This window comes from Pseudomonas sp. microsymbiont 2, assembly GCF_054788395.1.
Genome location: NZ_CM139112.1, coordinates 3,066,928 through 3,089,442, shown reverse-complemented (window position 1 = coordinate 3,089,442; position 22,515 = coordinate 3,066,928). Strand labels below are relative to the sequence as shown.

Below are 22,515 nucleotides of genomic sequence, written 5' to 3'. Positions count from 1 at the left end.
TCGGCGCACAGATCCTGGGGCCGCTATGCGGCCCTTTCGCGACGCAAGGCCGCTCCTACAAGGGACGGTGTTCTAGGCGCAATCGCTGGCGGTGCTGGCGGCCTTGCGCCCACGGCTCACCCACCAGCCAAACCCCGCCGCCGTGAAGAACATGATCAGGCTGTAGATCGCGGCAGGCACCGCCATGGTGGCGTTGTTCAGCAGCGATGGGCTCAAGGCCAGGGCAATGGCCAGCGTGCCATTGTGAATGCCGATCTCCATGCCGATGGCGATCGCCTGGCGTTTGGGGATGCTCAGCAGGCGCGGCACCCAATAGCCAACGCCCAGGCTGAGCAGGTTGAACAGCAATGCGGCGCCGCCCACGATCGGCGCGTACTCGACCACGGTCTGCCAGTCCTTGGCCAGGGCCAGGACGATGGTGAAGGCCAGGAACAGCGCCGCCACGATCTTCATCGGTTTTTCCATGCGCGCGGCGAAGCGCGGCGCCCAGTGGCGGATCAGCATGCCCAGGGCCACCGGCAGCAGGACGATGGCGAACACCTGCATGACCTTGGCGAACTGCAGCGGGATGGCCTGGTCCGATTCCATGAACCAGATCAGCGACAGGTTCACCAGCAGCGGCATGGTCAGGATCGCGATCAGCGAGTTGACCGCCGTGAGGGTGATGTTCAGCGCCACGTCACCGTGGGCCAGGTGGCTGAACAGGTTGGCGGTGGTGCCGCCCGGGGAGGCGGCCAGCAGCATCAGGCCCACCGCCAGGGCCGACTCCAGGCCGAAGCCGTTGGCGATCAGGAAGCACACCAGCGGCAGCAGCAGGATCTGGCAGACCAGGCCGACCACCACCGGCTTGGGATACTTCACTACCCGGGCGAAGTCGGCCAGGGTCAGCGACAGGCCCAGACCGAGCATGATGATGCCCAGGGCAAGCGGCAGGAGGGCGGTGAGCAGGGGCGAGGCGGTCATGGGCGGTCTCTCGGGCGAAGGATCCCGAGGAGTGTAGGTGGCGGCGCAACGATAGCTAATCGCATCCGGACTATCTTGGTAACCGTTTGTTACCTGGCAAGCGGCGCCGTGTCGCGTTGCGATACGCCGCCTGGCGCAGTAGCATTCGCGCTTTTGCCGAGGATTCGCCTGTCATGCCGTTCCAGCCAGGTCTGCTTGCCACCCCGGTGCCGGCCCATGCCCGCCACCTGTTCTTCGCCCTCGATTCGCGCGAGGCGCTGCCCGCTGTCCTGGATCAACTGCTGCCGCAGGTCGATGGGCAGAGCCTGATCCTGGGCATCGGCGCGCCGCTGGCCAAAGTCCTGGGTCGTGAAGTGCCTGGCCTGCGCAGCTTCCCGCAGCTGGACGCGGTGGTGGAGAACCCGGCGACCCAGCACGCCCTGTGGCTGTGGTTGCGTGGCGCCGAGCGTGGCGAGCTGTTCCTGCGCGCCCAGGCGTTGCAACAGATGCTGGCACCGGCCCTGCGCCTGATCGACAGCGTCGACGGCTTCCTGCACCGTGGCGGCCATGACCTGACCGGCTACGAGGATGGCACCGAGAACCCGGTGGACGAAGACGCCGTGGCCGCGGCGATCGTGCCGGGCGATGTGCCGGGCCTGGCCGGTTCCAGCTTCGCCGCGTTCCAGCTGTGGAAGCACGATCTGGACTACTTCAAATCGCTGCCCCAGGCCGACCAGGACAACATCATCGGCCGCCGTCTGAGCGACAACGAAGAGCTCGACGACGCGCCGGAGTCGGCCCACGTCAAGCGCACCGCCCAGGAAAGCTTCGAGCCGGAGGCGTTCGTGGTGCGTCGCTCGGTGGCCTGGACCGACGAGCGTGGCGCGGGCCTGGCGTTCGTCGCCCTGGGCTTCTCGCTGGATGCCTTCGAGGTGCAACTGCGGCGCATGAGCGGGCTCGAGGATGGCGTGGTCGATGGCCTGTACCGCTTCAGCCGGCCGTTGAGTGGCGGTTACTACTGGTGCCCGCCGTTGGCTGAAGGCGGCGCCGACCTGCGGCTGTTGCTGGGCTGACAGGCCCTCATCGCGGGGCAAGCCCGCTCCCACGCCAACCTCAGCGCGTGGGAGCGGGCTTGCCCCGCGAGACTTCAGAACGGCACCGCCACCGTCAGTTGGCTGTAAACGTTGGTGCCACTGCCCACCTGGTTGCCGCCATTGCTCTGATCCTTGCGCGGTTTGAACAGCCCCAGCAGCGGGGTGACGATCAGGTGCTCATTGACCGCCCATTCCACATACAGATCCAGCTCCTGAGCGTCGAGGTTCAGGGTGTCGCGGGTGCGCACGGTATTGAAATCGAAGAACAGCGCGCCGACGGTCAGGTCGTCCCGTGGCGTGGCCTTCAGGCCGACATGGTGGATGCCGCTGTTGGTGTTGAACGGCCCGGCATAGTTGCCGGCGACCTCGCCCTGGATCCACGTGCCGTAGCCGCTGGACAGCCCGGTGAACAAAAGGTCCCAGCCTGCCGAGTAGCGGGTGTAGCGGTAGGTCAGCTGGGGGGCCCAGGGGGCGTCGGCGAAGGTGTAGCCGGTCTCGGCGTACCAGGCGCTCTCGTTGCCGCCACGCGTGTCCTGCCAGGCGTACTCGAAGGCCAGCCGGGTGTTTTCCAGGCCGGCATTGCCCTCGCCGCGCAGGCTGTAGACATCCATGCCTTCCCTGGCCTTCTGGAACTCGCTGGCCCATTGATCGGCCACGTCGATGCCGTGGATGTAGGTCAGGCCCAGGGTGCCCAGCTCGTGGCTGTAGTCCAGGGTGCCAGCGGCCAGCTCGGTCTCGGCCTGGGCGCGGTTGTCGGACTTGAGCCACAGCACGCTGCCGTGCAACCCCTCCTTGCCGCCCAGGCGCAGCACCGCCGTGCGGTCGAAGGCATGGCGCGCGCCCAGGTAGAAGCCGCCACCCCGGTTCAGGTGGCCATCGGCCGGCCCCTTGCCGAGGTTGGGGCCGTCGTCGTTGATCAGAAAACCCGTGCCCAGCTGGATCACCTGGCGACCGCCGGAGATGTCCACGCCATCCTTGCCCAGTAGCGGGAACAGGTCGCCCGAGCGCCAGCCCAGGTAAGCATCCTCGATCTTGGTGGTGCGTTCGGAGCCGTCCTGGTTGCCGCCCGCGTCGCCGTCGCCCCAGGCACCGGAACTGACCCAGTTGAAAGCGCCATAAAGCGTGCCGTTGCCGGCCAGGCCCTGGTCGCCGCTGAGACCGTACTTGATGAAGGCTTCGCGCCAGGTCGAGCCACCCTGGGTGCCGTCGTAGTTGTGACGGCTGTTGAACATGCCCCAGACCGCCAGCAGATCGGCGTTCAGGTGGCTGTCATCATCGGCGTACAGCTCGTAGGCTGGGCTGGCCTGGCCATGGACCAGCACGGCCAGGGCGGTGGCCAGGGCGGTGCGACGTGGGGTGAGACGCATGGATCGATCCTCGTTTGTTGTGTGCGGTCTTGAGTGCCGCGTCGTTGTGGAGGCAGGTGTCGAAGGTGACGGGTTATTAGCGCGTGGAACGGTGGGGGCGGTCTTGCCCGTGGCTGCCAGACGGCTTGCACGTAGCCGCCAGTGCAGGTGGCTGGTCCGCACCCACGAGGCTTGCCATCAAAGGTTCGCGGCGCTTTCAGGCAAGGTCGCGCCGCCGTCCACCACCAGGGTCTGGCCGGTGATGTAGCGGGCGGCGTCGGACGCCAGGAACAGCATCGCCGCGGCGATATCCGCAGGCTCCCCCAACCGCCCCAGGGGCACGGCGGCCGCGATACGCGCATTCACGGCCGCATCCCCGAGATTGCCCATGGCCGGTGTGCGTACCATCCCCGGCTCCACGCCATTGACCCTGACGTTCAGCGGCGCCAGTTCCAGCGCGGCGTTGCGGATGAAACCGTTGACCCCGGCCTTGGACGCGGCGTAGTGGCTGAGCCCCGGGTAGGCAACCCGCGGACCGGTCACCGAGGAGGTGGCCAGCACGCAACCGCCACCCTGGCGGCGAAACAGCGGCAAGGCGCCCTGGGTCAGCCAGAACAATGCCTCCAGATTGACCGCCAGGGTGCGCCGCAACAGCACAGGGTCGATCTCGGCGAACGGCGTGAGCGGGAAGTAGGCGGCGTTGTGCACCAGCACATCCAGGCGTTCGAGCCCGGTCAGCAGTTGGGTGATCGCCGCGTGGTCGGCCAGGTCCAGGGCATGGGCCTGGACCGGATGACCTCGCCCGGCCTGTGCCTGGACAAGACGTCGCAAGGCCACCGGGTCGAGGTCCACCGCCAGCACTCGAGCCCCGCCAAGGGCAAACCCCTCGACAATGGCCTGGCCGATCCCGCCTGCCGCGCCGGTGACCAGCACCGTGGCGCCTTCGAAGTCGTAGCGCGCGCTCATACGGGCTGCTCCAGGCGGGCGTACGCCAGGGTCGGCACGTCGACCACGGTCGAGCCACCGTCGGCGGCGATGACCGCGCCGGTGACGATGCTGGCCTCGGCGCTGATCAGGAACTGGCACACGGCGGCAATCTCCACGCTGCTGGCCGGGCGGCGCAACGGCACGTCAGCGGTGACTCGGCGGTAGGCAGCGTCGAGATCCTCCTGGTAATGCGCCATCAATGGCTGCATTTCCTGGTCCGCCATGGGCGTGCGTACCCAGCCTGGGCACACACAGTTGACCCGCACCCCGAGTGGCCCGTAGTCGCGGGCCAGCGAGCGGGTCAGGCCGACCAGAGCATGCTTGGCGGTGGTGTAGCCGCAGACCTCGGGGCCGGCGGCCAGCGAGGCGATGGAGCCCAGTAGCACCAGGCTGCCACGCCGCGCTTGCAGCAGCGGCAGGCAGGCGCGAGCGGTATGGAAGGCGCTGTCGAGATTGCTGCGCAGGGCCTCGCGCCAGGCATCGTCGCTGGTCTGGTCGGCCCGTCCCAGTCCATGGCCGCCAGCGCAGGCGATCACCGCGTCGAGGCCACCGAAGCGGGCCCGCACCTGCTCGATGAAACCCGCCCAGGTGGCGCTGTCCGCGGCATCACCAGCCAGCACCAGGCCGCCGCATACCTGCGCGACGCGTTCCAGTGCCTCGGCGCGGCGGCCTACCAGCGCCACCTGCCAGCCCTGGCTGGCCAGGCGCAGGGCGCAGGCTTCGCCGATGCCGCTGCCGGCCCCGGTGATCAGCACGCTGCGGCTCACGGCAGGTGCTCCGTGCGGTTGAGCACCCGGCAGTGGGACGATACCGGGAAGTTGGCCAGGGCATCGAAGCCGCCGCCCTGGTAGCCGAAGATCTTGCCGTCGCTGCGGTGCCGTGCCAGGTCGATCATCACCAGGCCCAGGGTCGGGACGATCTTTTCGCACCAGACGAACAGGTACAGCTGCTCGGCGATCTTGTAGTAGTACGCCCGGTCGGTGTCGCACAGGCCCTGCTCGACGCCTTTGAGGCATTGCCAGCTGTAGTGGTCGGCGTTGAGGTAGATGTGCTCGTATTCCTCGGTGGGGCTGTAGCGGTAGTGGTTGCGCAGGCCAACCAGCTCGGTGGTCGGCGTGTGCGGGCAGGCGCCGTTCTGCCACGGGCGGTCGAGGCTGCCGTGCAGGAAGCGGGCTTCGACGCCGGTCAGCGCCTCGCCGGCCAGGGCCAGCTCGTAGAGGCCACGCTGGGTGCGTGCCTGGTCGGGCAGACGGCCGAGCACGGCGGTGAAGGCTTGGCTCGAGGTGTCCAGCACCAGCGATACCGACCAGGCCTGGCCCGCCTCGTGCTTGAGGAAATCGACCAGATAGATGCCAGGCCGCACGGAGCTCGCTCGGTACTCGGCGCTGCCAGTGCTGTGGCCGTCAGCCGCCTGCCAATGCAGGCGCTCGCTGTCGAAGCGGTGTTCGATGATCCAGCCGTTGGCGAAGTGCAGGGTAAGCGTGCGCCCGGACAGATCGGCCAGTTGCGGCAGGATGAAGGCGTTCGGGGCGAAACCTTCGGCGAGGGCGCCCACGGTGATCCAGTCGGCTTGGTTCGGCATGGTGGTGACTCCTGTGGTTGGGATGGCCACAGGGTGCAAGAGACAGTCTTGGGGCGGTATCAACCGGAAGGTTGAGTCACAAGTAGAGGCTGGCCACCAGTTCGGTGCGGTTGCCCACGCCGACCTTGCGAAACAGGTTGATCAGGTGGGTCTTGACCGTCGGCAGGCCGACGCCCAAGGCGCGGGCGATCAGCTTGTTGCTGCTGCCCTGGCGCAGCAGTTCGGCGATCTGTCGTTCGCGTGGGGTCAGCTCGACCGAGGCGGGCCGGCTGATTGCCGGCTCGCTGGCCAGCGCCAGTTGCATCAGGCCGTGCAGCGGCAGCAGACGCGCGAGTTCATCGCCGCGAAATTCGCCGAGGCTGGCGCACCGCAGCAAGGAGACGCCGGCCACGGGGCGCCCATCGACCTGGGCGATGATCTCCACCACGTCCACCACCTGGTGCTGCGCCAGAAAGCGCCGGTAGGTGTGGCCCTGGGCCGCTGGCAGACAGGCCAGGCCCTGGCGCAGCGACACCACCGGGTGACCGATGGCCTGGCAGCGCGCGGGCTGCAGTGGGTCGAAAGCCCGATAGTGCTCGAGGTAGCGGGCATGCATCGGCGCCTGCAGGTCCTGCAACAGGAAGTCGCAGGCCTGCTGCTCGGCATCGACACGGTAGAACGCCGCCAGCGAGGCCGGCACCTGTTGGCTGAAGGCCTGCAGGCAGTAGCGCCCCAGGTCATGGGTGGCGGTGCCCATGGTCAGTAGCGCATCATCACCGACTTCAGCTCGGTGAAGTCGTCGATGAAGGCCGAGCCGAACTCGCGGCCGATGCCGGAGGCCTTGATGCCGCCGAACGGCACCGCCGGGTCGAGCAGGGTATGCATGTTGACCCACAGGGTGCCGGCCTGTATTTCCGGGATCAGGCGCATGGCCTTGCCCAGGTCGTTGGTCCACAGGCTCGCGCTCAAGCCATAGGGCGAGGCGTTCATCAATTGCAGCAACTCGTCCTCGTCGTCATAGGGCAGGAAGGTCGCCACCGGGCCGAAGGTTTCCTGGTTGAGCAAGGTGTCGCCCGCGCTATTGGCGAGAATGACGGTGGGCTCGACGAAACAGCCGGGGCCGTCGCCCAGACGTCCGCCATGGACGATACGGTTGCCCTCGGCGCGGGCAATGGCGAACAGCTCGCCGAGCTTTTGCTGGTGCGGCTTGTTGGCCACCGGGCCGAACTGGGTGGTTTCGTCCAGCGGCGAGCCGATCTTAAGCTGGCCCAAGCGTTGGGACAGCGCTTCGAGCAGCGGTTCGATGCGCGAGCGATGGACGTAGAAGCGCTCGCCCGCGGCGCAGATCTGCCCGCTGTGCAGGAAGCCGGCTTCGATGATGCCGTCCACGGCCTTGTCGAGGGCGACGTCGGGCAGGAACGCCACCGCGTTCTTGCCGCCCAGCTCGAGGGTCGCGCGAGTCAGCTTGGCGCCCATGGCGGCCTGGCCGACGGCGATGCCGGTGGGCACGGAGCCGGTGAACGATACCTTGTCGGTGCCGGGGTGCTCGACCAGCGCCTTGCCCACCAGGCCGCCGCCGGTCAGCACATTCAGCGCGCCCGGCGGCAGGCCGGCCTCGCTGGCCAGCTCGGCGATGCGCAGCAGGGTCAGTGGGGTGAACTCGCTGGGCTTGAGCACGATGCTGCAACCGGTGGTCAGGGCCGAGGCCAGTTTCCAAAGGGCGATCATGGTGGCGAAGTTCCACGGCACGATGCCCACCACCACGCCCACCGGCTCGCGCAGGGTGAAGGCACTGTAGCGCTCGCCGGCGAAGGAGGGCAGCGACGGGGTGATGGTCTGGCCGGTGATCTTGGTCGCCCAGCCGGCGTAGTAACGCAGGAAGTGCGCGGCCTGTTCCACTTCGAAGGCGCGGGCGATGCCGATCAGCTTGCCCGATTGCAGGGTTTCCAGCTGGGCCAGTTCCTCGCGGTTGGCCTCCAGCAGGTCGGCCAGGCGCAACAACACCGCGGCGCGGGCGGCGGGGCTGGTGCGTGACCAGTTGGCAAAACCCTGGCGGGACGACTCGACGGCGCGCTCGACGTCGGCCAGGTTGGCATCGGCGACCTGGGCGATGGCTTCGCCGTTGGCCGGGTTGTGCACGGTGATGCGGGCGGTGGATTGGCTGGCGATCGCTGCGCCATGGATGTACAGACCGTGGTCGCGGGCCAGGAAGGCGCTGACGCTGGGGAGGAGGGCGATGTCGCTCATGGCAGGGCTCCGGGTGGTTTGCCGAGGGCTTCGTGGGAGCGGGCTTGCCCCGCGATGGGCCGCGTCGCGGCCCGATTTCCCCCAGCTTAAAGCGCGACACGATGGCGATCTTGTCTGCCCATGCCGCCCCCATGACCCTGCCTGCCAGGCGCCACGAAAAGTGCAATGCGAGGTGCGGAAGTTGCATTTTCCGTCTCGACCACGGCTCCCATACTGACCCGGCATTCATCAGTGAGCCGAGCATCGAAGGCAAGGCTCGCCAGGGTCCAATAACAATGAGCCAGACCATGAAAAAGCCAAACTTCCTGCTCGAAGACCTCAAGCCCTTGCTGCCGGCCATCGCCGCCCGCGCCGAGCAGGCCGAGCGTGAGCGTACCATGCCCGCCGAGAACATCGCCGCGCTCAAGGCCATCGGCCTGCACCGGGCGTTCCTGCCCAGGCACTACGGCGGCCTGGAAATCAGCCTGCCGCAGTTCGCCGAATGCATCGCCACGCTGGCCGGCGCCTGTGCCAGCACCGCCTGGGCCATGAGCCTGCTGTGCACCCACAGCCACCAGTTGGCGATGTTTCCGGCGCGGTTGCAGGACGAGATCTGGGGCGCTGACCCGGATGCCACCGCCAGCAGCAGCATCGCGCCGTTCGGGCAGACCGAAGAGGTCGAAGGCGGCGTGCTGTTCAGTGGCGAGATGGGCTGGAGCAGCGGCTGCGACCATGCCGAATGGGCGATCATGGGCTTTCGCAGGACCAATCCCGAGGGTGGCCAGGACTACTGCTTCGCCGTGCTGCCGCGCAGCGACTACCAGATCCGCGACGACTGGTTCGCCGCCGGGATGCGCGCCAGCGGCAGCCGCACGCTGGTCGTCGAGCGTGCCTTCGTGCCCGAGCATCGCATCCAGAAGGCCAAGGACATGATGGAAGGCAAGTCGGCGGGCTTTGGGCTGTACCCGGACAGCGCCATCTACTTCAATCCGTACCGACCGTACTTCGCCAGCGGGTTCTCCACGGTCAGCCTGGGTATCGCCGAACGCATGCTCGAGGCGTTCAAGGAGAAGACCCGCAACCGCGTGCGCGCCTACACCGGGGCCGCCGTGGGCGCTGCCACCCCGGCGCTGATGCGCCTGGCCGAGTCCACCCACCAGGTGGCCGCGGCGAGGGCGTTGCTGGAAAAGAGCTGGGAGCAGATCGCCGAGCACAGCGCCCGCCACCAATACCCGACCCGCACCGAGCTGACCTACTGGCGCACCAACCAGGGGTATGCGGTGAAGCTGTGCATCCAGGCCGTGGACCGGCTGATGGAGGCCGCTGGCGGTGGCGCGTGGTTCGACAGCAACGAGATGCAGCGACTGTTCCGCGACGCGCACATGACCGGGGCGCATGCCTACACCGACTATGACGTCTGCGCGCAGATTCTTGGCCGCGAGCTGATGGGGCTGGAGCCGGATCCGGCGATGACCTGAGCTGCAACCGATGAACAGGGTTGGCACAACGTGGGAGCGGGCTTGCCCCGCGATTGCGCTCGACCAGGCACCCCGGTCGACGCGCCTGATGTGATCGCGGGGCAAGCCCGCTCTCACAAACCGATCCAGCCCAGTCCAACAACAATGATGGAGCCTTGCATGTCCACTCCCTTCGATAGCCGTGCCTTTCGCCGCGCCCTCGGCAATTTCGCCACCGGCGTCACCGTGATCACTGCCGCCGATGCCTCGGGGCGCCGGGTCGGCGTCACCGCCAACAGCTTCAACTCGGTGTCCCTCGACCCGCCGCTGGTGCTCTGGAGCATCGACAAGCGCTCCAGCAGCCATGCGGTGTTCGAGGCCGCCGGCCATTTCGCCGTGAACGTGCTGGCCGCCGACCAGATCGAGCTGTCCAACACCTTCGCCCGCCCCAGCGAAGACCGTTTCGCCGGTATCGTCTGTGAAACCGGCGAAGGCGGCGCGCCACTGCTGCTGGGCTGCGCGGCGCGCTTTATCTGCGAGAAGTTCCAGCAGCTCGATGGCGGCGATCACTGGATCCTGATTGGCCGGGTGCTGGCCTTCGACGACCTGGGGCGTTCGCCACTGCTCTATCACCAAGGGGCCTACTCGATGGTCCTGCCGCATACACGCATGACCCGCCGCACGGAAGGCGCAGCGCCCATCAGCCACTTCCAGGGGCGTCTGCGGCACAACCTGTATTACTTGATGACCCAGGCGCTGCGCAGCTACCAGCACAGCTACCAGCCGCGGCAACTGGCCACGGGCCTGCGCACCAGCGAGGCGCGCATGCTGATGGTGCTCGAGCACGACGCTGGCCTGGCCCCGGCGGACCTGCTGCGCGAAGTGGCGATGCCGGAGCGTGAAGTCAGCGAGGCGATTGTCAACCTCACCGACAAAGGGCTGGTGACCGACGACAACGGCCGGGTGTGCCTGACCGAGGCCGGGCGCGAGCAGACCGAGGACCTCTGGCAGATCGCCCAGGTGCAACAGGAGCAGGTTTTCGGCCAGTTCAGCGAGGCGCAGCTGGAGACCTTCAGGACGGTGCTCAAGGCCATCATTGCCAGCTGATCCCTGGCAGCATGGATCAAGGCGGCGGCAGGCGCACGCAAGACCGCATCCTGCGAATCGGCTGAACTGACGCTTTTGTCCATGGCCATGAAGGGGGCGCGGATGCTGTTTCGCAGTGATCGGTGGGTAGGCGCGCTGAGCGAGGCGCTGGCGCGGTTTGGCCAGGGCGAGATTGCCGAGAGTCTGGTCGAGGTGCGCCAGCACCCGACGCTGCTGCAGGCTTTCCAGGACCTGGAACGGCAGCGCCAGGCCCAGGCCCGGCAGTTGCAACAGGCGAGCGACGAGTTGCAGGCATTGGCCCAGGCGCTGGAGCGCCAGCAGCAGGCCAGGGCGCAGCAGGTGGCCGAACAGCAGCGGCTGCAGGCCGAGTGCGCGGCGCTGCGCGAACAGCTCGACGAGCATGTTCAGGCCAGTGAGGCGCATCGGCGGCAAAGCCATTTCTGGGCGCTGCTGCAAACCACGCTCACCGAGGGTACCTGGGACATCGAGGTGGCCCATGGCGAGGTGCATCACACGCACAGTCGCATGCGCCTGTCCGATGCCTTTCGCGCCGTGATGGGCTATGGCCCCCAGGAGCTGGCCGATGGCTGGGACGCCCAGGTGAGCATCACTCACCCCGACGACCTGGCCGCGATCATGGCGGTGTTCGACCGCGAGATTCTCGGCGCCCAGGCCAGCGGCGAGTATGTGTTCGAGTACCGCATGCGGCACAAGCGCCGTGGCTACATCTGGTGCCGCGAACGGGGCCGCGCGGTACGCGACGAACAGGGCGTGCTGGTGCGGGTGCTCGGCGCGGTCCGCGACATCAGCGACGAGCGCGACGCCCAGGCCAGCCACCAGCAATTGCAGGCCCACAACCAGGCCACCTATGCCCGTATCGCCACGGCGGTGGGGGTGATTCGCGGCATTGCTGAGCAGACCAACCTGCTGGCGTTGAACGCTGCCATCGAGGCCGCCAGGGCCGGGGAGGTGGGGCGCGGCTTCTCGGTGGTGGCCGATGAAGTGAAGAAGCTGGCGGCCAGCACGCGCCAGGCCACCCAGCAGATCCAGGCGATGCTGCAGGGCTGAACTGGCAGCCAGCAACAAGCAGGGCGGCAGGCAGTGGCAAGACCGCTGTGGCGGGGAACGTCAAAGTGATCGGGTAGTGGTGTTGAGCCCATCGCGGGGCAAACACCCTTACCGAACTCGCGGCGATCGCCAGCACTTGCGGCGCGCCCGGCAAGCGGTCATCTTTCCCTCGTCCACCCAGGGCCCACCCATGACAATCAACAATAAGCTCACCGAGCACCTCAACCGTGGCAGCGTTGGCTTTCCCACCGCGCTGGCCAGCACCGTCGGCCTGATCATGGCAAGCCCCGTGATCCTCACCGCGACCATGGGCTTCGGCATTGGCGGCAGCGCTTTCGCCGTGGCCATGGTCATCGCGGCGGTAATGATGCTGGCGCAGTCGACCACCTTCGCCGAGGCGGCGGCGATCCTGCCGACCACCGGCTCGGTCTACGACTACATCAACTGCGGCCTGGGCCGCTTCTTCGCCATCACCGGCACCCTCTCGGCCTACCTGATCGTGCACGTGTTCGCCGGCACCGCCGAGACCATCCTCTCCGGGGTCATGGCCTTGGTGAACTTCGAACACCTCAATACCCTGGCCGAATCGGCCGGCGGCTCCTGGCTGCTGGGGGTGGGTTTCGTGCTGGTGTTCGGCGTGCTCAATGCGTTCGGTGTCAGCGCCTTCGGCCGCGCTGAAGTGGTGCTGACCTTCGGCATGTGGACCACGCTGATGGTGTTCGGCGTGCTGGGGCTGATCGCCGCGCCCGCGGTGGCGCTGGAAGGGCCGTTCGGTGTGTCGCTGGTCGGCACCGACCTGATGACCATCCTGTCGCTGGTGGGCATGGCCATGTTCATGTTCGTCGGCTGCGAATTCGTCACCCCGTTGGCACCGGAGCTGCGCCGTTCGGCCTGGGTGATGCCCAAGGCCATGGCCCTGGGCCTGTTCGGCGTGGCCAGCTGCATGTTCATCTACGGCGCGGCGATGAAGCGCCAGGTGGAAAACGTCGTGCTCGACGCCGCCAACGGCGTGCACCTGCTGGACACGCCCATGGCGATCCCGCGTTTCGCCGAGCAGGTGATGGGCGATATCGGCCCGGTGTGGCTGGGCATCGGCTTCCTGTTCGCCGGGGCCGCCACCATCAACACGCTGATGGCCGGGGTGCCGCGCATCCTCTACGGCATGGCGGTGGACGGGGCCTTGCCCAAGGTCTTCACCTACCTGCACCCACGCTTCAAGACGCCGCTGCTGTGCATCCTGGTGGTGGCGCTGATCCCGTGCCTGCACGCCTGGTACCTGGGCGGCAACACCGACAACATCCTGCACCTGGTGCTGGCGGCGGTATGTGCTTGGAGCACGGCCTACCTGCTGGTGACCCTGTCGGTGGTGATCTTGCGCATCCGTCGTCCGGACCTGCCGCGCGCCTATCGTTCGCCGCTGTTCCCGTTGCCGCAGATCGTCTCCAGCGTGGGCATCCTGCTGGGCATGTGGTTCATCACCCCACCGGGCATGGATCCTGCCGATGTCTATGTGCCGTTCGCCGTGATGCTCGGCGCTACCGCCGCCTATGCGCTGTTCTGGACGCTGTGCGTGCAGAAGGTCAATCCGTTCCGGCCAGCTCGGGTCGAGGACGTGCTGGAGAAGGAATTCGCCGCCGAACCGGGTCAGTCTCACAACACGCAGGTGCAGCATGTCGGCAAGTTGGCTTGAGCGTCTGACCCGCCCACGCGCCCCGGCCGGATACCGGCCGGGTGCGACCCTGGCGCGGCTGCGGCGCAATCTTGGGTTGACGGATTTGCAATCCGGAGCACGCTTTGCCTACCGCAAGGATGGCCCGCAGATCGAAGTACGTGAACGTACCGAGAGTCACCTGCTGATGCATCTGGTGATGTGCGAGTTCATCCTGCGCGTGCCTGCTCGCGGCCAGGGCACGTTGCGTGCCGAACTGCATCACACCGGTGCGCTGCGGCGTACCGGTGTTGCCTGCCGACTGCGCAGTGGCGACCAGGCCCTGTTCGAGATGCTGCAGGCACGCCTGGCAGCGGTCCACGCCATGCTCATGCCCCTGGACTTCAAGCGCCTGGCCATCGACTGCCGCGACGGCCAGTGGCAGGTGACGCTGGAGCACATGGGCGCCAGCGAGGTGGTCAACCGGGTGCCTGCGTTCCGTCGCTACATCCCCCTCGCCACTGAGCAGCGCCAGCATCTCTGGCAGGCGTTCGACGCGCTGGCAGGCACCCTGCGCGATCTCTGAAGTCAACCCATCCTTGCGTATCCTGTAGCGCCCCGATAAACCCGCTCCCACAGGCATCGCGCCAGGTTGAGGAGCCCGAGCGGGGCGCTCGGGAACAAGATGACAGTTGTGCCATCATTGATAACATGTTAACAATTGCTCCATAACAACAATCGTTGCGTATGGAGGTCGCCATGCCCATGCCCCAATCCGCTTCTTCGCTGCGCGCAAACCCGGCCCACGACGGCCTGGAGCACTGGACCACGGCCATGCAGAAGGTCTGTGGCCGGTTCCAGACCGAGCTTGCCTTCAACCGCTCGCTGTTCATCGGCGAGATTTCGACCTTCAATCGCGCAGGACTTGCCCTGGCCAACCTGCGCACCAACGCCGGCAATATCCGACGCCTGGGCGACAACCCCGACCGCGACGACGACCAGCACTGTTTCCTGGTCAGCCAACGCATGGGCTATTCGCAGGTCACCCAGGGCGGCGTGAGTGTCCAGCTTTCGCCGGGGGAGTTGCTGCTGATGGATTCGGTGGGGCCTTGCGAGATAACCCCGTTCGGCCTGATCGAGCATGTGTCCTTGTCGTTGTCCCGCGAGCAAGTGTGCAAGCACCTGGCAGGGCAGGGGGCGGCGTTCGGCAAGATCTCCTCGACCAACGCCTGCGGGCGCATGCTGCACCTGCTGATGGACCAGCTGTGCCGCGAGGGCGACGAAGCCGGGCAAACCCAGGGCGATGCGCTGCAGGCGGCGTTCATCGCCTTGCTCGAGCCTGGCTTCGAGCGTGGCGAGGACAATCCGGGCTTGCTGTCCGGCCTCAGCGGCGCAAGCCTGCGCGGTCACGTGCAGAAGGTGATCGACGAGTCGTTGGGCCAGCCGGGGCTGACCCCGGCGAACCTGGCCGAACGCCTGAGCATTTCGGTGCGGCACCTGTATCGCCTGTTCGAGGAGGAAGGCGACAGTGTCTGCCGGTACATCCAGCGTGCGCGGCTCAAGCGCAGCGCGGACGACCTGGGCAATCCGTTCCTTCAGCGCGAATCGATCACCTCGATCGCCTACAAGTGGGGGTTCACCGACTCGGCGCATTTCAGCCGGGCATTCAAGAAGCACTTCGAGCAGTCGCCGAAGGACTATCGGGCCATGGCCCTGATGCCGGGGCGTTAGGACTCATCGCGGGGCGAGTCGCCGCTGCGACTTGCCCCGCGATGACGTATTCAGAGCAGACGCGCTCGCAGCCCTTCTATGTACTGCGCGACAAACCGCCCATGCTCCACCCCCGGCTGCTGCAACTCGATGAACGCCAGCATCGGGTCCTCCACCGCTGTTCTCACCCCCACCAGTTCCTCCATCACCGCCAATCCGCAGAACGGCACGTAGGCTTCGGCATACCCGCCTTCATGCACCATCACCAAGCGGCCTGCGCACAGCTGCTCGGCAGCCTCGCGCAGCATCCGCGTCATGCCCCGGAACGAATCGCTGTGCAGCAGCATGCGTGCCAGCGGGTCCACCGCGCCTGCGTCGTAGCCGCAGGCCACCACGATCAGCTCAGGCTCGAAGCGCCGCAGCGCCGGCAGCACGATGTGTTCCATCGCCTGCAGATAGCCGGCATGCCCGGTGCCGGCCGGCAATGGAATGTTCAGGTTGCAGCCCTCGCCGTCACCCAGGCCACGTTCCTCTGCGCCACTGTAGCCGGGCGGGTAGCAGTGTTCCTGATGCAGCGAGACCGTCAGTACGTCGCCGCGTCGCTCGTAGATCGACTGGGTGCCGTTGCCGTGGTGCACGTCCCAGTCGATCACGGCGACCCGCCCCAGGCCGTGGCGCGCCTTGGCCGCCTCGATGGCGATGGCGATGTTGGCCAGGAAGCAGAAGCCCATGGCCTGGTCGGCCAGGCAGTGGTGCCCTGGCGGACGCGACAGCGCGTAGGCATTGTCGGCCTCGCCGCGCAGCACCGTGTCGACGGCAGCGATCGCCAGACCCGCAGAGAGCCGGGCGATCTCATAGGTGCCGGGGCCAATCGGGGCTTGCAGCCCGAGTTCGCCACCACCGGCGTCGCTCAGCGCCTTGAAGCGCGCCAGGTAGTGTGCCGGATGCACCCGCAGCAGGTCTTCGTCGGCGGCGGCTTCGGCGCCACGCTGCAGCAACTGGCGCGACAAACCCGAGACCTCGAGCAGGTTCTTCAGGCGCCGCTTGGTTTCCGGCGATTCGGCAAAACCCGCGGCGGCAGGCGGTTGCACCCAGCCGCCGACCGGCAGGGTGAGGGCGTGCAGCCCGGCGCTGTGCCAGAAGCACAGCTCATCGGAGAAAAACGCGGTACGGCGGCTCATGGGTGAACTCCAGTGGTGAGCAGGGAACGGGGAACGCGGGCAAGCATCAGGCTGCTGAACGCCAGCAGCAGGCAGCCGATGCTGCCAAGCAGCACGGCGGGCATGCCGTAGCTCGATTCGAGCAGCGGGCCGGCGATGGCCGGGCCCAGGGCCAGGCCACCGCCGATGACCAGGTTGGCGCTGTTCATCAGGCGCCCGTCACGGTCGTGATCGGCCAGGCAGGCGAGCATGAACGGCAGGGCGAAGGTCCAGCAGTACTTGAACAGCAGCGCGGCCAGGGCGAAGCGACCCAGCTCGGGATTGCCGAGCAGCAGACCGACCGCCAGCGCCATCAGTCCGATACCCAGCACCAGCAGCAGGCTGCGCGGCCAGCGCGGGCCGATGAGCGTTGCGCACAGCGAGCCGGCGATGCCCATCAAGGTGGCGATGGAAAGGATCCGGCCACTGCTGGCCGGGTCGATGGCCGCGTTGGCGGCGATGCTGCCGATGAAGGTCCAGACGGCGCTGAGCCCGGTGTAGAACAACAGCACCGCCAGCAGGCCACAGAGGCCGGGCAGCCAGCGCTGCTCGCGCGAGCCCGGTGCCGGCCGCCTGAGGCCTGGGCTGGATGAGGCAGGAAAGGCGCCGGCCAGTGGCAGGCACAGCAGCATCAGCAGCGCCAGCCCCAGGTACAGGGCCTTGAGCCCGAAGGACGAGAACAGGGGAGGCAGCAGCCACAGGCCCACGGCGCCGAGGATCAGCTGACCGCTGACCCACAGTCCGTACACCCGGTCTGGCTGCTGGCTGCCGGCCGCGCTGGCAATGCACAGCACCATCAGCGTGCCGCCGGCCAGCGCGCTGAGCACGCGCAAGGCCATCAGCGGCAGGTAGACGTCGCAGGCGGCCGACGCCAGGTTGGCGAGGATGAACAGCATCGCCGCGCCGCGCGCAACCTGACGCCAGTCCCAACGCGATTGCCAGTAGTAGGCCGGGAGAGTGGCCAGGCTCATGGCCGCCAGTTCGGCGGAAAACAACTGGCCGATGCGTGCCGGCCCCAGGCCCAGTTGCGACGCATACTGGCCGGCGACCACCGGCGCGGTCATCAGCACGCACGGGACCACGGCGGCGAACAGCACGATGGCCAGCAGCCGTAGTGGCGGCAGACCGATAGCAGTGAAGACAGGCATGGCGATTCCTCAGAAGACGTGGACGAAGCGCAACAGCAGGTTGTCCTGGGCATAGGCGTTGTCGGTCGCGACATGGCGGGTCAGGCCGAGCAGTACCTGGTTGCGTCGATCGAGCCAGTGGCCGAGTTCGAAGCCGAGCTGGGTGGTGCGTTGATGGCTGTCGTCCAGGCGCCGGCCATCGAGCTCCAGCTCGCCGCCGTCGGCATGGATCAGGCGCAACGCGCCGTAGGTGACAGGGGTGAAGTCGTAGGAGGCGAACGCCTGCAAGCGGTACAGCGGCTTCTGCTTGAGCTCGCTGTCGAAGTAATCGTCGTTGCGGCCGTACAGCTGGGCTTCGAGGTTGGCTTCGAGCAGCCAGCGCTCACCCACGCCCTGGGTGTAGTTGTAGTTCAGGTGCAGCGCCCAGCGGTTGGCGCCGGGCGAAACCCCGGGATTGGCGCCGTGATACTCGCCGACCGGCACGCTGAGCAATGCCAGCAGTCCGCTGTAGGTACGGTTTAGCGGGTCGTTGATAAAGAACAGCGTACCGCCGACCTGCGGATCGCCGATGCCGTGCTCGCGGGTGTGGCCGTCGGCTCCCGGCAGGCGCGCTTGGGTGTCGACGTAGGGCACGATGAACTGCGGCGTGCACAACGTGCCGCAGATGTCGCTGAACCACAGCTGGCGGTAGGCGAAGGCGTTGACCGAGAGGTCGGCCTTGCCAGTGCTGTCGGCGGCACCGTGGTAGTCATTGGCGCGGGTCAGCGGCAGGTACGCGACCCCCAGGCTGGTGCCTACCGGGGCACTGACGAAGTCGCGGGCGTTCAGGTCGGCGGCCTGGCCATGGGCCCAGGCCAAGGTAAGGGCCATGGGCAGCCAGCGGGTCCGAGGGTGGAGCATGGGCGTGTTCCTTTTTTGTTGTTGTGATTGGTGAACAGCGGGCAAAGGCTCCCCAAACCCGCCACGAAGGCGGCGGGGCGGGTTGCGGCTGAAGGTGTCAGAGCGGCGGGTGATGCAGCAGCTGGGTGATCCCGGCCTTGCTGTTCACGCCCAGCTTGCTGTAGATGCTGCGGATATGGTGGCGCACGGTATTGGGCGCCACGCCCAGCTCACGGGCGATCTGCTTGTAGGTGCCGCCACCGCCGAAGCGCTCGGCCACGTCCGCCTCGCGGGCGCTGAGCTGGGCCAGGGCCGAACGGGGCCGGGCCGCCAGAAGGAACAGGTCGCCCACCGCGGTGGCCTCCAGTTGCAGGTGCTGGCCCTGGTAGGCGGTGGGGCTGATCTCGGGCGGCAGGTGCGGGCCGCTCCAGTGCGGCCACTCCAGCAGCAGGCGCTCGACGAAGCCGCGCTCGGCGTGGTGCAGCGTGCCCTGGCGGTCGCAGACGGCCAGCGACAAGGTGTTGGCGCCGTCCAGTGCCTCGCGCAGGGCGACCAGGGCGCGGATCTGGTTGGCGCCTTCGGCGGCCACCAGGTGTGGCATCAGGTGATCGAGCAGGAAGCGCTCGTGAGCGGTGAAGGTGGCCGCGCCTTGGGCCCGATAGAGGGTCAGGTGCACGCTGAGGCGGGTCTGCGGGTCGATATGGATGATGCACAGGAATTCGCCGAAGCCGTGGCGGGCGCCGAGCCAGCGCAGGCCCTCGGGGGCGTCGTTGGCCTGGCTGTCGACGATCACCGAGCGGCCCGGATGGGCGTGCACCTGCTGCACGGTGATGTCCTGATGGCGAATCGACTGCCAGTCCTGCACGTAGCCGGGCGGCAGCCGGTAGACATGGCTGCTGTGTTCGTGGGGCAGGCCGTCGACCAGCGCCGCGCGACCCCACCAGGCCTTGTCGAACGGGATCAGCTCGCCGGCGCGTTCGAGCATGCGGTCATGGAAGCTCTGCAGCGGCTGCTCCTGGGCCAGACGTTGCAGTTCCAGGACCAGGGCGTTGAACAGCGTGAAGCCGGAGGACGCAAGGAAATCGGACATGGGCGGTACCTGGCTGCGACGTTCTTGTTGTTGTCAGGGCCTGGGGGAAGTATCGCCAAGAGGGAAGGGGGAAGACCATCCTGCAGATGCAGGATGCTGTTCCTGAAGCGTCATCGGCGTGGGAGCGGGCTTGCCCCGCGATAGCATTAGCCCGCCTGACGAGGATGTACCGGCGTGCGCTATCGCGGGTCAAGCCCGCTCCCACGGGGGTGTATCAGATGACCGCGAGGTAGTGCTTGACGAAGGTCTCGCTCAGCACCTCCCACAGCACCGGCGTGCCCTTGGTCACGAACCAGGCATCGCCGGCCTTGTAGCGGCTCACCTGGCCGGTGGACTCATCGGTCAGCTGGATCTCGCCGGTGACGATCACCGCCTGCTCGCTGAATGGGTAGACCATGCGGAACTTGCCCTGGGTGGTGCCGAAATAGGCGCTGCTGACCGGGTCGGTCGGGGCGCCGTGGGTCATCTTGCCGTAGCACTTGACCTCGCCTTCGAGGATGGTCGAGCCCAAGTCGGCAACGGTGCCCCAGGCATCGAGTTCGGACAGTTGCACACCCTGGCGGACGGCGGTGAGGGTCATGGTGGTTCTCCTGGTTGTGTTCAAAGGGTTCGCAAAGCGATCAACGGCGACCGTTGAAGAAGCCCGACAGCTGATGCACGGTCTTGCCGGCGGTCAGCAGCAGCGGGCGGATATGGTCCTTGCCGAGGATGCGCGCATGCTTGACCGAGCTGATCAGGTCGTAGCGGCTGGAGCCCTCGCTCATGCCCTCGGCGAGGATCTTGCAAATGATGTGGCTGGGGGTAACGCCGAAGCCGGAGTAGCCCTGCACGTAGAAGGCATTGGGGCGGTTGCTCAGGGTGCCGATCTGCGGGAACAGGTTGGCGCTGGTGGCCATCGGTCCGCCCCAGGCCAGGTCGATGCGCACGTCCTTCAGGTACGGGAAGATCTTCAGCATCAGGTTGCGGTTCCAGGCTTTCAGGTCCTTGGGAATGTGTTCCACGAACGGCGTGGCCGCACCGAACAGCAGGCGGTTCTCGCGGGTGACGCGGTAGTAGTCGATCACCGGGCGGATATCGCTGTAGGCGCCGCGGATCGGGCTGATGCGCAGGATCTGCTCATCCGACAGCGGTTCGGTCATCAGCTGGAAGGCATAGGTGTTGACGGTGCGGGCGTGCAGTTCGGGTTCGAGCTTGTTGAGGAAGCTGTCGCAGGCCCACAGCAGCTTGCTGGCCTTGACCGAGCCGCGCCCGGTACGCACGGTGATCCGCTCGCCGTAATGCACCTCCAGCGCCGGGCTGTGCTCGAAGATCCGCGCGCCGTGGCTGACCAGGGCCTGGGCTTCGCCGAGCAGCAGGTTCAGCGAGTGCACGTGGCCGCCGCCCATGTGCAGCAGGGCGCTGCTGTAGGCGTCGGAGCCGATGATCTGCTTGACTTCGGAGCCGCCGAGAAAGCGAATTTCGTCCTTGCCGTTGATCGCCTTGAAATCTTTCTCCCAGGCGCGCAGGGTCTTTTCCTGGCGGGCGTTGAAGCCCATGTAGCCGTAGCCGTGGCAGAAGTCGGCGTCGATGGCGTAGCGGGCGATACGCTCCTTGATGATGCCGGCGCCCAGCTCGCTGATCTCGAAGATCTCGCGCAAGCCTTGTTCGCCGACACTGCCCTTGATCTTTTCCAGGTCGTGGCCGATGCCGGCCATGATCTGCCCGCCATTGCGACCGGTGCCGCCGAAGCCCAGGTAGCGGGCTTCGAGCACGACGACATTGGTGATGCCTTTCTCGGCCAGTTCCAGGGCAGTGTTGATCCCCGAGAAGCCGCCGCCGATCACCACGACATCGGCTTCGATATCGCTTTCCAGGGTCGGGAAGCTGAGGTTGTATTTCTTGGTAGCGGTGTAGTAGGTGGGCGTTTCGATGTTGATCATGGCGCAGCCTGGACAGTTGGAATTGTTAGGAAGCAGGGCTTGCACAAGCGCTGGCTGTGGCAGCCATTGGGCACCTAACGCGCGGTAGGTGTCTTGCCTGAGTGTGCCAGGGATTTGATTCTGTGTGACGGGGGATGTGTTGACGCTGGGACCGTACGTCGCCCGCGATGTGTACGCCGACAGGGTTGCAGCGCCTATCAGATCGAGCGCCGCGCGGGCGGCGCTCGATCTGATAGGCGCAGAACATCCATCGACGAACGCTTTTGGCCTACCCCTTGCAAACGTCAGTAAACCCCACCCTGGGCAATCGGGCTCGCCACTCCTTCCTTGAATACCCCCGCCAACCGCTGCAAGCCGCGCATCAGCACGGTGGTATCCACCCCAACGGCGACAAACGCCGCCCCCAGCTCGATATAGCGCCGCGCAAGTGTCTCGTCGGCACTGAGAATGCCCGCCGCCTTGCCGGCCCGGCCAATCCGCGCGATGGCGTCTTCGATAGCCGCCTGCACTTCGGGATGCCCCGGATTGCCCCGCTGGCCCATGGCCGCGCTCAGGTCCGCCGGCCCGATGAACACCCCGTCCACGCCTTCGACGGCGCAGATTTCGTCCAGGTTTGCCAACCCCTCGCGGTTCTCGATCTGCACCAGCAGGCACACCTGCTCGTCGGCCAGGTCCAGGTAACCGGGGATGCTGTTCCAGCGTGAAGCCCGGGCCAGCGCACTTCCCACACCACGCACACCGTACGGCGGGTAGCGCACCGCACGCACCAGCTGGCGAGCCTGCTCGGCGCTTTCGACCATGGGCACCAGCAAAGTCTGGGCACCGATGTCGAGCAACTGCTTGATCAGCGCGGTATCGCCGATCACCGGCCGCACGATGGGCTGGGCCGGGTAGGGCGCCACGGCCTGCAGCTGGCCGAGCAGGCTGCGCAAGTCGTTGGGCGCGTGCTCGCCGTCGAGCAGCAGCCAATCGAAACCGGCGTTGGCCGCCAGTTCCGCGCAATACGGGTCGGCCAGGCCGAGCCACAGGCCGATCTGCGCCTGGCCGCCGCGCAGGCGTTGCTTGAAGGTGTTGATGGGCATGTCCATGGGCGCTCCTCGTTGAATCAGGGTACTCGGGGGGACACTGTGGGAGCGGGTTTACCCGCGAATGCGA

At 67.0% G+C, this 22,515-nt stretch carries 20 protein-coding genes and 2 pseudogenes; 8 read left to right on the top strand and 14 right to left on the bottom strand.

What is annotated here, in order from left to right:
- Positions 1 to 72: 72 nt before the first annotated feature.
- Positions 73 to 963 (bottom strand): bile acid:sodium symporter family protein, encoded by an 891-nt coding sequence (locus ACYUME_RS13875; protein ID WP_279911575.1) that lies wholly within the window; start codon positions 961 to 963, stop codon positions 73 to 75.
- A 173-nt stretch (positions 964 to 1,136) separates the two neighbouring features.
- Between ACYUME_RS13875 and ACYUME_RS13870 the strand changes: the two genes are divergently transcribed.
- Complete coding sequence (locus ACYUME_RS13870; RefSeq protein WP_460415154.1) at positions 1,137 to 2,015, top strand: Dyp-type peroxidase; 879 nt, start codon at positions 1,137 to 1,139, stop codon at positions 2,013 to 2,015.
- A 74-nt stretch (positions 2,016 to 2,089) separates the two neighbouring features.
- On the opposite strand, the gene ACYUME_RS13865 is transcribed toward ACYUME_RS13870, so the two are convergent.
- The 6 genes from ACYUME_RS13865 to ACYUME_RS13840 all read right to left on the bottom strand — a co-directional run bounded on the left by ACYUME_RS13865 (position 2,090) and on the right by ACYUME_RS13840 (position 8,177).
- Positions 2,090 to 3,403, bottom strand: coding sequence for an alginate export family protein (locus ACYUME_RS13865; protein ID WP_460415152.1), 1,314 nt, complete (start codon positions 3,401 to 3,403; stop codon positions 2,090 to 2,092).
- A 177-nt stretch (positions 3,404 to 3,580) separates the two neighbouring features.
- On the bottom strand, positions 3,581 to 4,348 hold the full coding sequence (locus ACYUME_RS13860; RefSeq protein WP_460415150.1) for an SDR family oxidoreductase: 768 nt from the start codon (positions 4,346 to 4,348) through the stop codon (positions 3,581 to 3,583).
- On the bottom strand, positions 4,345 to 5,136 hold the full coding sequence (locus tag ACYUME_RS13855) for an SDR family NAD(P)-dependent oxidoreductase (protein ID WP_460415148.1): 792 nt from the start codon (positions 5,134 to 5,136) through the stop codon (positions 4,345 to 4,347). The genes ACYUME_RS13860 and ACYUME_RS13855 overlap by 4 nt, the downstream gene beginning before the upstream one ends.
- The gene (locus ACYUME_RS13850) at positions 5,133 to 5,951 is read right to left on the bottom strand and encodes a molybdenum cofactor biosynthesis F family protein (protein WP_460415146.1); all 819 of its coding nucleotides are present in this window, start codon (positions 5,949 to 5,951) and stop codon (positions 5,133 to 5,135) included. Before ACYUME_RS13850 ends, ACYUME_RS13855 begins: the two co-directional genes overlap by 4 nt.
- Positions 5,952 to 6,027: 76 nt before the next feature.
- Positions 6,028 to 6,687: a helix-turn-helix transcriptional regulator gene (locus ACYUME_RS13845; RefSeq protein WP_460415144.1), complete on the bottom strand. Its 660-nt coding sequence runs from the start codon at positions 6,685 to 6,687 to the stop codon at positions 6,028 to 6,030.
- Between the two features lie 2 nt (positions 6,688 to 6,689).
- Entirely contained in the window at positions 6,690 to 8,177 is a 1,488-nt protein-coding gene (locus ACYUME_RS13840; RefSeq protein ID WP_460415142.1) for an aldehyde dehydrogenase family protein, read from the bottom strand.
- A 287-nt stretch (positions 8,178 to 8,464) separates the two neighbouring features.
- Between ACYUME_RS13840 and ACYUME_RS13835 the strand changes: the two genes are divergently transcribed.
- The 7 genes and pseudogenes from ACYUME_RS13835 to feaR all read left to right on the top strand — a co-directional run bounded on the left by ACYUME_RS13835 (position 8,465) and on the right by feaR (position 15,167).
- The gene (locus tag ACYUME_RS13835) at positions 8,465 to 9,634 is read left to right on the top strand and encodes a p-hydroxyphenylacetate 3-hydroxylase oxygenase component (RefSeq protein ID WP_460415140.1); all 1,170 of its coding nucleotides are present in this window, start codon (positions 8,465 to 8,467) and stop codon (positions 9,632 to 9,634) included.
- Between the two features lie 159 nt (positions 9,635 to 9,793).
- Positions 9,794 to 10,720 (top strand): p-hydroxyphenylacetate 3-hydroxylase reductase component, encoded by a 927-nt coding sequence (locus tag ACYUME_RS13830; protein ID WP_460415138.1) that lies wholly within the window; start codon positions 9,794 to 9,796, stop codon positions 10,718 to 10,720.
- Between the two features lie 81 nt (positions 10,721 to 10,801).
- Positions 10,802 to 11,491, top strand: a pseudogene (locus ACYUME_RS13825) (PAS domain-containing protein); the annotation flags it as partial.
- Positions 11,492 to 11,782 (top strand): annotated as a pseudogene (locus ACYUME_RS13820) (methyl-accepting chemotaxis protein); the annotation flags it as partial.
- Positions 11,783 to 11,978: 196 nt separating this feature from the next.
- The gene (locus ACYUME_RS13815) at positions 11,979 to 13,478 is read left to right on the top strand and encodes an APC family permease (RefSeq protein ID WP_279888469.1); all 1,500 of its coding nucleotides are present in this window, start codon (positions 11,979 to 11,981) and stop codon (positions 13,476 to 13,478) included.
- Complete coding sequence (locus tag ACYUME_RS13810; RefSeq protein ID WP_460415136.1) at positions 13,459 to 14,022, top strand: DUF3156 family protein; 564 nt, start codon at positions 13,459 to 13,461, stop codon at positions 14,020 to 14,022. The genes ACYUME_RS13815 and ACYUME_RS13810 overlap by 20 nt, the downstream gene beginning before the upstream one ends.
- Before the next feature lie 179 nt (positions 14,023 to 14,201).
- Positions 14,202 to 15,167: a transcriptional regulator FeaR gene (gene feaR, locus ACYUME_RS13805; protein ID WP_460419364.1), complete on the top strand. Its 966-nt coding sequence runs from the start codon at positions 14,202 to 14,204 to the stop codon at positions 15,165 to 15,167.
- Positions 15,168 to 15,217: 50 nt separating this feature from the next.
- On the opposite strand, the gene ACYUME_RS13800 is transcribed toward feaR, so the two are convergent.
- The 7 genes from ACYUME_RS13800 to hpaI all read right to left on the bottom strand — a co-directional run bounded on the left by ACYUME_RS13800 (position 15,218) and on the right by hpaI (position 22,448).
- Positions 15,218 to 16,327: a class II histone deacetylase gene (locus ACYUME_RS13800; protein WP_460415134.1), complete on the bottom strand. Its 1,110-nt coding sequence runs from the start codon at positions 16,325 to 16,327 to the stop codon at positions 15,218 to 15,220.
- Positions 16,324 to 17,493, bottom strand: coding sequence for an MFS transporter (locus ACYUME_RS13795; protein ID WP_279888845.1), 1,170 nt, complete (start codon positions 17,491 to 17,493; stop codon positions 16,324 to 16,326). The genes ACYUME_RS13800 and ACYUME_RS13795 overlap by 4 nt, the downstream gene beginning before the upstream one ends.
- 9 nt (positions 17,494 to 17,502) lie before the next feature.
- Positions 17,503 to 18,372 (bottom strand): transporter, encoded by an 870-nt coding sequence (locus ACYUME_RS13790; protein ID WP_460415132.1) that lies wholly within the window; start codon positions 18,370 to 18,372, stop codon positions 17,503 to 17,505.
- Positions 18,373 to 18,469: 97 nt separating this feature from the next.
- Entirely contained in the window at positions 18,470 to 19,441 is a 972-nt protein-coding gene (locus ACYUME_RS13785) for a helix-turn-helix transcriptional regulator (RefSeq protein ID WP_460415130.1), read from the bottom strand.
- Positions 19,442 to 19,655: 214 nt separating this feature from the next.
- Complete coding sequence (locus ACYUME_RS13780) at positions 19,656 to 20,021, bottom strand: cupin domain-containing protein (protein ID WP_460415128.1); 366 nt, start codon at positions 20,019 to 20,021, stop codon at positions 19,656 to 19,658.
- Positions 20,022 to 20,061: 40 nt separating this feature from the next.
- Complete coding sequence (locus ACYUME_RS13775) at positions 20,062 to 21,360, bottom strand: NAD(P)/FAD-dependent oxidoreductase (protein WP_279888841.1); 1,299 nt, start codon at positions 21,358 to 21,360, stop codon at positions 20,062 to 20,064.
- A gap of 284 nt (positions 21,361 to 21,644) precedes the next feature.
- A complete protein-coding gene (hpaI, locus tag ACYUME_RS13770; RefSeq protein WP_460415126.1) occupies positions 21,645 to 22,448 on the bottom strand; it encodes a 4-hydroxy-2-oxoheptanedioate aldolase in 804 nt (267 codons plus the stop codon).
- Positions 22,449 to 22,515: the final 67 nt, after the last annotated feature.